General features: G+C 40.2%; 11 protein-coding genes. 9 read left to right on the plus strand and 2 right to left on the minus strand.

Annotated elements, in window-relative coordinates:
- Positions 1-40: 40 nt before the first annotated feature.
- Positions 41-790: a DUF421 domain-containing protein gene (locus AC1D69_RS18855; RefSeq protein ID WP_495457687.1), complete on the plus strand. Its 750-nt coding sequence runs from the start codon at positions 41-43 to the stop codon at positions 788-790.
- On the opposite strand, the gene spoVB is transcribed toward AC1D69_RS18855, so the two are convergent.
- Positions 783-2,438 (minus strand): stage V sporulation protein B, encoded by a 1,656-nt coding sequence (gene spoVB, locus AC1D69_RS18860; protein ID WP_495457688.1) that lies wholly within the window; start codon positions 2,436-2,438, stop codon positions 783-785. The genes AC1D69_RS18855 and spoVB overlap by 8 nt on opposite strands.
- 141 nt (positions 2,439-2,579) lie before the next feature.
- Between spoVB and AC1D69_RS18865 the strand changes: the two genes are divergently transcribed.
- The 6 genes from AC1D69_RS18865 to AC1D69_RS18890 all read left to right on the plus strand — a co-directional run bounded on the left by AC1D69_RS18865 (position 2,580) and on the right by AC1D69_RS18890 (position 9,315).
- Positions 2,580-2,837, plus strand: coding sequence for a post-transcriptional regulator (locus AC1D69_RS18865; protein WP_495457689.1), 258 nt, complete (start codon positions 2,580-2,582; stop codon positions 2,835-2,837).
- Between the two features lie 148 nt (positions 2,838-2,985).
- Positions 2,986-4,239, plus strand: coding sequence for a protein translocase subunit SecD (gene secD, locus AC1D69_RS18870; protein WP_495457690.1), 1,254 nt, complete (start codon positions 2,986-2,988; stop codon positions 4,237-4,239).
- Positions 4,229-5,125: a protein translocase subunit SecF gene (secF, locus tag AC1D69_RS18875; RefSeq protein WP_495457691.1), complete on the plus strand. Its 897-nt coding sequence runs from the start codon at positions 4,229-4,231 to the stop codon at positions 5,123-5,125. The genes secD and secF overlap by 11 nt, the downstream gene beginning before the upstream one ends.
- Positions 5,126-5,298: 173 nt before the next feature.
- Positions 5,299-6,246: a cation diffusion facilitator family transporter gene (locus AC1D69_RS18880; protein WP_495457692.1), complete on the plus strand. Its 948-nt coding sequence runs from the start codon at positions 5,299-5,301 to the stop codon at positions 6,244-6,246.
- Between the two features lie 48 nt (positions 6,247-6,294).
- On the plus strand, positions 6,295-8,694 hold the full coding sequence (gene recJ / locus AC1D69_RS18885; protein ID WP_495457693.1) for a single-stranded-DNA-specific exonuclease RecJ: 2,400 nt from the start codon (positions 6,295-6,297) through the stop codon (positions 8,692-8,694).
- A 102-nt stretch (positions 8,695-8,796) separates the two neighbouring features.
- The gene (locus AC1D69_RS18890; RefSeq protein WP_495457694.1) at positions 8,797-9,315 is read left to right on the plus strand and encodes an adenine phosphoribosyltransferase; all 519 of its coding nucleotides are present in this window, start codon (positions 8,797-8,799) and stop codon (positions 9,313-9,315) included.
- A 101-nt stretch (positions 9,316-9,416) separates the two neighbouring features.
- On the opposite strand, the gene uraA is transcribed toward AC1D69_RS18890, so the two are convergent.
- The gene (gene uraA / locus AC1D69_RS18895; protein ID WP_495457780.1) at positions 9,417-10,727 is read right to left on the minus strand and encodes a uracil permease; all 1,311 of its coding nucleotides are present in this window, start codon (positions 10,725-10,727) and stop codon (positions 9,417-9,419) included.
- 284 nt (positions 10,728-11,011) lie between these two features.
- On the opposite strand from uraA, the gene AC1D69_RS18900 reads away from it, so the two are divergent.
- The gene (locus AC1D69_RS18900) at positions 11,012-13,192 is read left to right on the plus strand and encodes a RelA/SpoT family protein (RefSeq protein WP_495457695.1); all 2,181 of its coding nucleotides are present in this window, start codon (positions 11,012-11,014) and stop codon (positions 13,190-13,192) included.
- Positions 13,193-13,228: 36 nt separating this feature from the next.
- Positions 13,229-13,678 carry a D-aminoacyl-tRNA deacylase gene (gene dtd / locus AC1D69_RS18905; RefSeq protein ID WP_495457696.1) on the plus strand — a complete coding sequence of 150 codons (450 nt, stop codon included), beginning with the start codon at positions 13,229-13,231 and terminating at the stop codon, positions 13,676-13,678.
- Positions 13,679-13,711: the final 33 nt, after the last annotated feature.

Here is a 13,711-nt window from a genome sequence, read left to right on the forward strand (position 1 = left end):
ATAATAGTCTAATCTTGACAAGATTAAGGGGTGGATTTAATTGACGGGAGATATTTCAACATACATTTTAAGGACATTATTGATGTATGTTGTTATCTATTTCACGATTCGTATTATGGGTAAGCGCGAAATAGGAAAGCTTTCTCTGTTCGATCTAGTTATCTCTATCATGATTGCTGAAATTGCTGTATTTGTAGTGGAAGATATGAAACGTCCCATTATGGATGGAATCATTCCTATGGCTGTACTTGTGGTTCTGCAGGTCATCATTGCAAAAATAAGTCTGAAAAGTAGAAAACTTCGGTTATTGTTTGATGGTAAACCTTCCGTATTGATATCTAACGGTAGACTCCATCGAGATGAGATGAAGAAACAACGTTACAATCTGGATGATCTTATGCTACAGATCCGTCAAAAGGATATTGATAATATTGCTGACGTGGAGTTTGCTATTTTAGAGACAACGGGTCAACTTACAGTACTTCCTAAAGAATCGAATTCGGGTATGAATTTTTCCAATGCCAATGCCAAGAAATCGAAGAGAAGAAAGAAAGTTCTGATTCCAGCCGGAAAGATCACACATCAAGGAATACCTGTACCCCTAATTATGGATGGTAAAGTCCAAGATGATAATTTGGCATTGATCAAAAAGTCACGCTTTTGGTTGAAAAACCAAATTCAGGCTAAAGGTGCAGAAAATTTTGAAGATGTTTTTATGTGCAGTATTGATCATCAAAATCAAATTTACATCGATTTTAAGGAAAAAATAGCGGGTAAGCCGGTTAAGTAACCGTGCGAAACCATTTACCAATGAGTGGTGTTTTTTCTAAATCACGAATAGATACGAGTTTAATACTAAATATAATAATGATATAAATTAGGATTCCTACTATACCTGCAACGATGAACTGAAACCAAGGGTGATCATGGAATGGAAGGTGATTATACGCATATTGTGTGCCACCAGCCATGATGATCATAGCTACACCCATTTTGAAGAAGTCGAAGAGCTTATATTTAAAAGACAACATTCTAGCTACACTGAATCCATGTAACATGGTTACGATGATACTATTTGCAATAATAGCTATCACGGCTCCTAGAATTCCGAATTCAGGTTGGGAAGCTAAGTACCAGATTAGGAACAGCTTGATGGCAGAACCTATTAATGTATTACGAAGTGCTTTACCCGGATGATCTAGCGCCTGCAAGGCAACCTGTAGCGGGGCCTGTACGTAAATAAATAAGGCGAAAGGCGCCATCAGGTGCAACATGCTTGAAATATTCTGGTCGTTATATAAAAGCAAGCATAGCGGAGCAGCGAGGATAAACATAAGGACAGAGAAGGGTGCTCCGGTGACCAGTGCAAGCCGTATGGTCTGGTTGAGCCTTTTGTGTATCGTGATCATATCCTTGCGAGCGGCTGCCTCTGATAAAGAAGGAACAAGGGAGACAGCTAATGAAGCGGTTAGTGCGCTGGGAAGGAGTAGCAATGGAATGATCATTCCTTGTAATGCTCCATATTGTGCTGTTGCAATAGAAGTAGCAAAACCGGCTATGGCTAGACTTTGTGCTGTTATGATAGATTCAAACAGATAGGAGAATGATCCTACAAGCTTACCTGCAGTGACAGGAATAGTAATTTTTAATAAGCGATGAAGTACTCCTCTTGTGGGTATGTTAGCAGGTTCATGGGGGTTAACAGGTTCGGCAATATTCTCGGGTTCGGTCATATCCTCCTTTCTATTCTCCGCATGGTATTGCCATAACAATATAAGTAAACCAATAAATTCACCGGCCATCACACCAAGCATTGCACCAGCTGCACCGAACTCAATTCCTTTGGGTAAAAGGAGAAATGAGAACCAAAGGACACAAACAATTCTGACCACGGTCTCAACAATGGAGGATAGGGCAGATGGAATCATATTTTGTTTTCCTTGGAAGTAACCCCGATAGACTGAGGATATAGCTACAATCACTAGCATAGGACTCATACTAACGAATGTATGATAGACTCGGGGGTCTGTTAGAATATTATTTGTAATCCAAGGGGCAAATAAGATCGATAGCAGCATAAAGACAATACCGAGTCCAATCGTTAACCCAAGACTAACTCGTAAAACGGCACGTGAGTTTCTTGGATTATCTGCTGCATCAGCTTCAGATACCAGTTTGGAGATAGCAAGAGGGATGCCTCCCGTAATGATCGTTATTAGAACGATAAAAAAAGGATATGCAAGTTGGTAAATTCCAACCCCCTCAGCTCCTATAATTCGTGGTAAGATTATTCGGGGAATGAACCCGAGAATCCTATTGATGATTCCTGCTGCCAATAATATCAAGGTACCTTGTATAAATGTTTGTTTTATATGTCTACGTTTATTCAACTTTTCACTCCCTCTTCCAAGAATCAAGCTTAGCCGGTTATCCAGCATGACCACTATTATATGGATATGCTCAACCTGTCCATTCTCATGCTAAAGCTTTGTAATAGAATAAATATAAAAAGGAAATAGACCTCCAAGGTCGAATTACTTGTTAAGAGATATAGACATCATGAGAGAGGAGGGATACACGTGGGAGTAAAAGATTTAAGTAGTGTCCAGCTCGATGATGATATTCACATGATGTGCATGAGTAAAGCGGCAGAATTTAGACTTATCGGATATGAGCACGTGACCGGTAAAGATGTATGGGACTGTGTAAGTTCGAAATACGAGAAGGAAGGGATTCCTCCTCTCTATAAGTTAGTGAATGATATTCTATCTTTGAAAGTAACGAATTTTATGAATTTTATGACGATGGCTGCCTATCGAGGATCTTCTTTCGATTAAGAAAGGGTCCTTTTTGTCATATAGAGTTAAGGTAGAATGTGGTTCTTTTTCACAAAATGACACAAATTTATAATTTTGATAAATTGACTGCATTTTAACGCATGGCTATAATAGGAATATTGAGAACGAAAGGGGAACTAAGAACGGAATGAAAAGAATTATCAGTTTTTTCGTTACAGTAATCGTGTTGACTGCCGTTATGGCTGTGTCTACCCCAGGATTACTGGATAAGGTCCGATTGGGCCTTGACCTTAAGGGAGGATTTGAAATTCTCTATGAGGCTAAGCCACTAGTCGAGGGACAAGCTGTTACCAAAGAATCTTTGAACAGTACAGCAAAAAGTTTAGAAAAACGTGCTAACTTAATGGGAACTAGTGAACCCGAAGTGACAACTGAAGGAGCTAATCGAATTCGTCTGAAGATCGCAGGAGTAACAGACGAGGCTGAGGTTAGAAAGAAAATGAAAGAACCTGCGAATCTAACGTTTCGTAGTTCGCCCACTGGAGGCATTGAACCGACAGATTTTACTAAAATCGAGCTCTTAGGAAGCGATTTTAAAGAGAATGGCGCAGAAGTTGGCTTTGATAATCTAAATAATCCGGAAATTAGTATTACGGTGAAAGATAAGGCTAAATTTGCGGAAGTTACAAAACGCCTTATTAACAAAGAACTAGCTATTTTCTTGGATGAAAATTTGCTATCAGCTCCAACTGTAAGAGCTGAATTAACGGATGGGAAAGCTTCAATCAGTGGTAATTACACGATTGATGAAGCTAAGAATATTCGTGATACGATTAACTTAGGATCGTTGCCACTTAGCCTTACAGAGAAATACTCTCAAAGTGTTGGGGCGACACTCGGTAAACAATCACTAGATCAAACGATTGTAGCGGGACTTATAGCATCCGTATTAATTCTTATTTTCATGATTGGAATGTATCGTTTGCCTGGGTTACTAGCAAGCTTTGCTCTGATCTTGCATACATGGTTGCTAATCTTAGTATTCGTTCTAGCTGACTTCACATTAACTTTGCCGGGTATAGCAGCGTTTATATTGGGGATTGGTATGGCAGTAGATGCTAATATTATAACTAATGAACGGATTAGAGAAGAAATGCGGAATGGAAAAAGTGTTCTATCTTCTGTTAAAGCAGGGAATAAATCCTCTTTCCGTACGGTAATAGATTCTAATATTACAACAATCATTGTTGCAGGTGTTATGTTTGCTTACGGAACAGGTGCTGTAAAAGGCTTTGCATTAGTACTCATTGTTGAAATTGTATTGAGTATTGCAACGAACCTTTACTTCTCCCACTGGTTGCTTAGCCTATTGGTTAAGTCAGGCCTACTTAAAAAGCCGAAGCAATTTGGTGTAAAGGAGAGTGAAATTCGTGAGCTTTAAGAAAGAGATTGATTTCGTTCATATTAGTAAGTATTTCTATACAGCTTCCATCATTCTAACGATCGTAGGGATTATTTGTCTTTCTGTATTCGGGCTGAACTTCGGAGTTGACTTTCGTGCAGGTTCCAATGTAGATATATCCCTTTCGAAATCTCTAACACAGAGTCAAGTACTACCTATTCTCGAGAAACTTGGAATAGAAGACGGAACGAGTATTACTCCTGGGGATAAACGAATGAATATCCGATTCATCGAAGAGTTGAATGAAGAGCATGATAACCAACTTAAAGCTGAGATTCTAAAGCTGGATGGTACTGCATCTTTTGAGATCAATACGGTAGACACAGAGATGGCGAAGGAACTTGGAAGAAATGCCATTTACGCTGTGCTTCTATCTTGTATTGGGATCATTATTTATGTAAGTATCCGCTTTGAATGGCGGTTTGCGCTGGCAGCTATATTGGCGCTGATCCATGATGCATTTTTGGTTGTTACCGTGTTCTCCATCTTCCGTTTGGAAGTGGATTTGATCTTTATTACCGCCGTGTTAACGATTATCGGTTATTCAATTAATGATACCATTGTTATCTTCGACCGAATCCGTGAGAACTTGCGCTTCGCTAAGCTCAAAACCGAAAAAGATCTTAATGCATTAGTGAACAAGAGTGTGAATCAAATGCTTATGCGTTCACTCTATACTGCTCTTACGGTCTTTATTGCAGCGCTCTTCCTATACCTATTTGGAGGAGAATCGATTAAAATGTTCTCCTTGGCTATGGTTGTAGGATTGATATTTGGTGCTTACTCTTCCATCTTTATTGCTAGTCCTTTCTGGCTATTGCTTAAAAGTAAACAAAAGAATAAGAAACTCGGCAAAGCATCTTAAGCCTAAAAAATGTTGTTGAAATCATATTATGAAAGCCGCGGTCTATAACGACGCGGCTTTCATAATGACTAGGTATTAATGTGCATCGTTTCGTTAGATTTAAGTACGAGAAGATCGGCAAGGTATACATGGATACTAGTTATCGGAATTGAAGTTGCTAGAGGGGGGCCCATGTGACTATACAACGTTCAGCATCAACGGAAACCGTAACTTGGACAGGAATTGTTTGTGAATTTGGACTTGCTATCTTTAAGGGGATTGTTGGTTATTTCTCCGATAGTAAAGCTTTATTGGGAGATGCATTGTATTCTGCTACGGAAGCTTCTACATCACTAGCAAATAAACTTCCTTGGAAGCGAAAGGCTACAGTTGGAGGTAATCGCCAATCAGTTAGAATAGAACCTGTGCTAGCGATTATCTTTTCAGTATTAGTTCTCATGGGAGGACTAAAAATTGCTTCGGGTGCGATTCACAATCTTTCGAAGGATGATTTGAAATCACCGGGACAATTCTCAGTGATTGCCGTCTTTGTTTCTCTTGCGGTTAGAGAAGCCATTTTCCAATTTCAATACCGTACATCCAAAAAGAGAAATGAAGGAAAACAGGTAACCTATACTTCAAATCATCGGCTAGGAATATATTCGTCTTTTATCGTATTGCTTGGTGTATTCCTTTCGGTCGCAGGTAATATGTATGGGTGGCCAGGTTTACTATATATGGACTCTATTGCAGCTTTAATTGTATCTGTTCTAGTGCTGAGAAAAGGTTATCTTCTTATAGTAAATTCTGTATATGGTAGGATTGCTCATCAGGAAATAGAGGAAGAGAATTCCGCGAATTTTATCGATACCGTTCAGCGTGTCCATGGAATCATAACTGTAGACGATCTGAAGTCACATGAGCAGGGACATTACATTGTTATTTATGTGAAAGTGAGTGTTAATCCAACTATTACGGTATTGGAAGCACAAGATATAGCTGACTGTGCCAAAAAGCTTCTAATGAATCGGTTTCTCCATGTGAGTGACGTGAACATTCAAGTTGTTCCTTATGATCCTGGATATCCTTATAAATCTAATCATGATCTAACTAGTCGAGATGTACCAACGTTACTACAGTAAATACAAGAAATGATACATGAAGAAGGTAGGAAAGAAAGGTGAATATACGTGCTCCATTCGAAATATAAGTGGCAGCCACAGACATTCGATGCTAAAGAAAGCCAAGCGTTTGCTGACGTATTGTCTATTTCTCCGTTGCTCGCTTCCCTTCTTATCACAAGAGGAATTTGTACTGTTGAAGAAGCCGAAATGTTTATAAAAGGAAACATGAATGATATTCATGATCCTTACCTATTACATGGTATGGCAGAAGCAGTACCCAGAATTCATCATGCTGTGGATAATGACGAACATATATTGATATATGGGGATTACGATGCTGACGGAGTATCCAGTACGTCACTGATGATTCATCTGATGCGTCACATGGGTGCATCATACGATATTTATATCCCTCATCGTTCCAACGAAGGGTATGGTCTTCATAATCATGCGATAGATTGGGCACATCAACAGGGTGTCTCTCTAATCATTACGGTTGATACGGGCATAAGTGCTGTGGACCAGGTAGCCTATGCTAATTCCCTTGGGATTGATGTTATTGTTACGGATCATCACGAGCCTCCTGAGATTCTACCTAACGCGTATGCTCTGATTAATCCTAAACTATCTAACTGTACTTATCCTTATAAGGGTTTAGCGGGTGTAGGCGTTGCATATAAGCTATGTCAGGCTTTAATTGGCAACCCACCATTAGAATGGACAGAACTTGTTGCTATTGGTACTGTAGCTGATTTAATGCCTCTGACAGGTGAGAATCGTATTCTTGTTCGAACAGGTTTGGAATCGATGCGTAAGTCTTCTTTTCAAGGGATTCAAGCATTGCTTGAGGTATGTGGAATTGTTAAGGAAACAGTGACATCCACCAATATTGCCTTTGGTATGGCTCCTAGAATTAATGCAAGTGGACGATTAGATCATGCAGGTAGAGCTGTTTCTTTACTAACGACAGAAGATCCGTCCGAAGCGCTAGGTCTTGCCCATGAATTAGATAACTTGAATAAGCAGAGACAAAAGGTAGTTGAGGATATTCTTCAAGAGGCTCTTGCACAACTCGAAGAGAAGATACAATCGGTAGGCCTTCCCTCTGTTATTGTGTTAGCAGGAAAGGACTGGAACGTGGGTGTAGTCGGCATAGTAGCATCCAAAATCTTAGAACGTTATTATCGCCCTGTCATTATATTAGGTATAGATGGTGATAATGGAGTGTGTAAAGGTTCCGCTCGTTCCATCCCTGGACTTGATATGTATGCTGCTTTAACATCTTGCAAACATTTGATGGACCATTATGGGGGACATTCGGCAGCAGCTGGAATGAGCTTGTCTGTCGAACAGTTAGGTGATTTTGAAAGTGCTCTGAATCATTTTGCCAAAAACATTCTAAAGCCCGATGATCTCATTCCTATCGTAGTGGCTGATGGCGAATGGAAGGTATCAGATTTACCTATCTCTGTCATTGAAGAAATAGAGTTACTGCAACCTTTTGGAATGGCTAATCCTATTCCGCGCTTCATCATTAGGGATATTGAGCTACAAGAAACTCGTAAAATGGGTCGTGATCAGAAACATCTTCGACTTACGATGAAGCAAGCAAATGGAATGATGGAAGCTGTTGCATTCGGTCAAGGTGATCTAGCAGATGTATTGACTACGGGGACATCAATGGACGTTATAGGGGAATTATCAATTAATGAGTGGAATGGATCTCGAAAACTGCAATTTATGCTCCATGACTTAGCTATTTCAGAACCTCAAGTGTTTGATTTACGTGGGGTCAAAGATCCACAGGTAGAGATGAATCACTTTTTACGGATCATGAGTCCTCGTCTTCGTGGCCATTCTGCTCAAGTTGGTGTTCTATTTGATGAAAAAATGCGACAAGATGTAAGAAATGAATTGAACGAACTATCCTTTTGGGTATATGATAAGAACGGTGGAATGGTTTCTGCGAACTCCATAGCTGAACAAGAGGGTAAAGAAGACATAACGACCTTGTTTGTTCTGGATGCACCCCAATCGACACGACAGTTAGATGAGATAATGACCACATTTAAGTCATTAAGCAATATTTTCTTGCTACACGCGACGGATGTTCGAGAGAAACTTCAAGTTCCTGATCGAGAACTGTTTAAAAAGTTGTATATATTGTTGTCTCGTATTGGAACTGATCCAGTATTAGAGCGGGATGTATTATCCCAAATTAGTCGTCAGTCATCCACCTCTGTAAGAATGCTCTCCAAGATGATGGATGTGTTCGAGGAGTTATCCTTTATTGAACGAAGTAACGGTTATATTACGTTGGTGTCTAAACCTTCCAAAAGGGACTTAGATCATTCTTTTCACTTTCGGGATTTAGGAAATCTTGCAGAAATGGAGCACCATTTGCTCTATGCCAATACAGCACAATTAATGGATTGGATGAAAAGCCTTTTGAAGGGTGCCTCATAATATCCAAAGAAGTAACGCTCAAAACATGGTATATGCTTTCGAAGTGTGTTTTTACGAAGTATATCCAAGAAGTAACGCTCAAAACATTTAGGAGGAAATAACTTGAATTTGAAAGATTATATTCGTGTCATCCCTGATTTTCCAGAACCGGGAATTAGTTTTAAAGATATAACAACCCTACTTAAAGATGGTGCTATGTACAAAAAAGCTATTGATGAATTGAAAGAGCTTGTTGCACATCTTGAAATCGATCTAATTGCTGGGCCAGAGGCTCGTGGCTTCGTCGTAGGTGCTCCACTTGCCTATGCGTTAGGTGTTGGTTTTATTCCAATCCGTAAAAGTGGTAAGCTTCCTTATGAGACCATAGAGTTGGGCTATAATCTTGAATATGGTAAAGATAGTCTAGCTATGCATACAGATGCGATTGAAAAAGGTCAAAAAGTGTTAATCGCAGATGATTTATTAGCTACAGGTGGAACCATCTCTACTTCCGTAAACTTGGTTCGTCAGTTGGGTGGAGATGTCGTGGGTGCTGCTTTCCTAATCGAACTAGATCCACTTAAGGGACGCGACAAATTAACAGACGTAGAAGTGTTCTCACTTCTATCCTATGAAGACTAAGGGATAGGTTTCCCGGGAAATAGTCGAATAAACACATAAAACCCCCTCATCCTTTTCAGAAGGATGAGGGGGTTTTATGTGTGATATACAGGGTTAATACATTAGATGGTAGGCGGCTCTTCAACGGGAGAGTCCTCTTTCTCGTTAGATAATCCCAGTACTTCAATTAATTTGACAAGCAGGCTTAGGACGATCCCTACAATGGTTGCTAATGCCATTCCTTTGAGCTCAACGCCGAATATGTTTAGCGTCGCGCCACTTAGACCAGTAACCAATACAAGTGTAGCTAGAATCATATTGGATGCTTTTGAGAAATCAACCTTCTGTTCTACAAAAATACGGAGACCTGAAGCAGCAATAACACCGAATAAAAGAAGAGATACGCCGCCCATTACAGCATCTGGGATATTAGAAATAACAGAAGAGAAGGTTCCAGAGAAGGATAGAAGAATGGCGATAATAGCCGCTCCACCGATGACAAATACAGAGTAAACCTTCGTGAGCGCCATAACACCTATATTTTCGCCATAGGTAGTATTTGGAGTTGAACCGACAAATCCGGAGAAAATAGTGGAGATCCCATTACCTAGGAGTGAACGGTGTAGACCCGGTTCTTTATTTAGATCTTTGCCGACAATGCTACTTGTTACAAGTAGATGACCTATGTGTTCAACGATGACCACAAGAGACACGGGAATGATGGTCAGGATGACTGTTATGTCCCAACTAGGTGTTGTGAAATGTGGGGCAGAGAAGAAACTAGCATTCGCGATCGCAGTTGTGTTTAATTCACCCATAAAGTATGCCAAGAGATATCCGGTTACAATACCAATCAAGATGTGAATGATTTTAGAGAAACCACGGAACATCAGCGCCCCAATGACAGTAACACCCAGTGTAGACATGGATATAATGATTGTAGATGAATCGGGGGTCCATGCTGTTGCGGCATCAGCAGGGGCTATCAATCCTGCCATGCGTGCGGCTACAGGTACTAGCTCAAGTCCTATAGTTGCTACAATGGCTCCCATAACAGCTGGAGGGAAGACGACATCAATCCAGCCTGTCCCAGCAAGTTTAACAATTAAGGCTACAATACAGAATATAACGCCGGTAACAATGAATGCACCTAATGCTAATGAATAGCCTTGGCCAGGATTGTTAATGATGACCATACTGACAGGAGATATAAAAGCAAAACTGGAGCCTAAGTATGCGGGGATTTTCCCCTTACAAATCAGAATATAGAACAAAGTACCGATTCCATTCATTAATAGAATCATCCCTGGATCGACACCGAAAAGATTAGGAACTAAGACGGTGCTGCCAAACATAGCGAATAAGTGCTGTAGACTAAGTAGAAAACCAGGGACTAGAGGTAATCGCTCGTTAACTTGAATTTCTCGTTGCAACATTGTTCACTCCAATTGGTTTTATATTGTCTTTTTGAAAATTGATCTTATATAGATTAAATATATTTGTGGAATATTACAACAACATTTTTGAAATAATCAATATTACGTTAACTTATTGGCGAAAATTGCTCTTCTTTGTAAAGCTTTTCCATGGATTAGATGAAGTGTTGACGTATTACGTCACAAGCGTCATAATTAATAAAAAATCACACGGAGGGAACCTGCAAAGATAATTAGATATGCGGGTTCATTTTATATAGAAGGGAAACGGAATGAACTAGATGGGCATAGAGCGATTACTTGAAAAGGCTGAAGCCTATATAAAAGAAAATGATCTTATCCGCATCCGGGAAGCCTATGACTTTGCTGAACAGGCTCATCACGGTCAAGTGCGGAAATCAGGCGAACCTTATATTCTGCATCCGTTAGCGGTTGCAGATATTGTCGTGAGTATGCAGATGGATACGATATCTGTTATTGCAGCTCTCTTACATGATGTTGTTGAAGATACTACGGTCTCATTAGTTGACATTCGTAATAAGTTCGGTGATACCTGTGCCATGCTGGTGGATGGGCTTACTAAGCTTGAACGTATAAAGTTTAGATCCAAAGAAGAACAACAGAACGAGAATTATCGAAAAATGTTTATTGCCATGGCACAGGACATTCGTGTCATTGTTATTAAATTAGCAGATCGCCTTCATAATATGCGAACATTGAAGTTTCAATCGGAAGAAAGTCAACGCCGAATTGCTTATGAGACATTGGAGATATTCTGTCCTGTAGCAGATCGTTTAGGTATTTCTGCTATCAAGGGTGAGATGGAAGACCTGTCTCTACGCTACTTAAATCCACAGCAATATTATCGTATTGCAAACCTCATTCATAAAAAGCGCGCAGAACGCGAGGGATTCGTGGATAGCGTTATCGTAAGAATAAAAGAAAAACTGGATGAGATGGGGATCGAAGGTGATCTTTCAGGTCGTCCTAAACATATTTATAGCGTGTTCAATAAAATGACTACGAAAAACAAACAATTCAATGAAATATATGACCTACTTGCCATTCGTATCATTGTCGATAATATCAAAGATTGTTATGCGACATTAGGGATTATTCATACCTTATGGAAACCGATGCCAGGTCGATTTAAGGATTATATAGCAATGCCCAAAGCGAATATGTATCAGTCACTGCATACGACTGTAGTGGGCCCTAATGGAGAACCGACAGAAGTACAAATTCGTACGATGGAGATGCATCGTACTGCTGAATTTGGTATTGCTGCGCACTGGGCTTACAAAGAGGGTGCTGCCGCTGTAGGTAACTTCGACAATAAAATGACATTCTTTAGAGAAATTCTAGAACTTCAGCATGAAGCCAAGGATGCGTCAGAATTCGTCGAATCTTTGAAAATGGACTTTTTCTCTGATCTTGTGTTTGTATTTACACCTAAAGGTGAGGTTGTAGAGCTTCCTTCGGGTTCCGTTCCATTAGATTATGCTTATAGAATTCATACGGAAGTTGGTAATCGAACGATTGGTTCGAAAGTGAATGGACGTATCGTACCGTTGGATCATAAGCTGAAGACCGGCGATATTGTTGAAATTATGACTTCCAAGCACTCTTATGGACCTAGTCAGGATTGGCTTAAGATCGCTCAGTCTTCGCATGCTCGAAGCAAGATTAAACAATGGTTTAAGAAGGAAAGACGGGAAGAGAATATTGAAAAGGGACGTGATTCGGTTGAACGTGAACTGAAACGTCTAGGGTTGGATGCTTCCGATTGGATGACTGATGATAAGCTAATGGAAGTCGCGAAGAAGTTTGCTTTTAATGATCCGGAAGATATGCTCTCTGCTGTTGGATTCAGTGGTATAACAGCATCCCAAATCTGTACACGTCTGACAGAGAAGTTACGCAAAGAGCAAGAAGAAGCAAATCTGATTGAATTGACCTCGGAGATCAAGGAAATCAAGGCTCCAACGGTAGAAAAGAAGAATCGTCCTACGAATGGTGTACGTGTGAAAGGAATAGACAACTTGTTAGTACGATTCGCACGTTGTTGTAACCCAGTACCGGGTGACGAAATTATCGGCTACGTGACACGAGGTAGAGGAGTATCGATTCATCGTACGGACTGTCCTAACATCATGTTAGAAGGTGATGGAGAGGAAGCAGCACGAGTTATCGAAGTGGAGTGGGAAGGTCAACTAGAAGCGAATTATAGTGTTGACATCGAGATTACAGGTCATGATCGTAACGGACTCCTAAATGAGGTGCTACAGGCTGTTTCCGAGACGAAGACGAATATTTCTGCGGTGACAGGACGTTCTGATAAGAACAAAATGGCACAGATGCACATGACAATTCTTATTCGGAATACAGATCATCTTCATTCAGTCGTTGAACGTATTAAAAGAGTGAAGGATGTATATACGGTACACCGAATTATCCAGTAATCAGGGATGTATGATAAAAGGAGCGAGTAAGTTCATATGAAAGTGGTAGTACAACGCTGTAAAGAGGCTTCTGTTACTGTTGATGAAGAAGTCGTGGGTAAGATCGATCAAGGATTGATGGTACTTGTAGGAGTCACTCATGAGGATACGGAGAAAGATGCGAAATACTTGGCAGAAAAAGTAACGGGCTTACGTATCTTCGAAGATGATTTTGGGAAAATGAACTTTAGTGTTGTGGATACAAAGGGTGCGATATTATCCGTTTCTCAGTTCACCCTGTATGGTGATTGTCGCAAAGGCAGACGACCGAACTTTATGGCTGCAGCGAAGCCTGATATGGCATTAGAGCTTTATGAAACCTTTAATCGTGAATTAGTCAATAAAGGATTACAAGTTGAAACGGGTATTTTCGGTGAAATGATGGATGTTTCTTTTACCAACTGGGGACCTGTGACCTTGATTATAGATAGCCAAGTAGACGCATAGAAGGTGAATCCCGAGGGAATGATGAGAATAGAG

This window comes from Paenibacillus sp. Y301 (genome assembly GCF_059445505.1).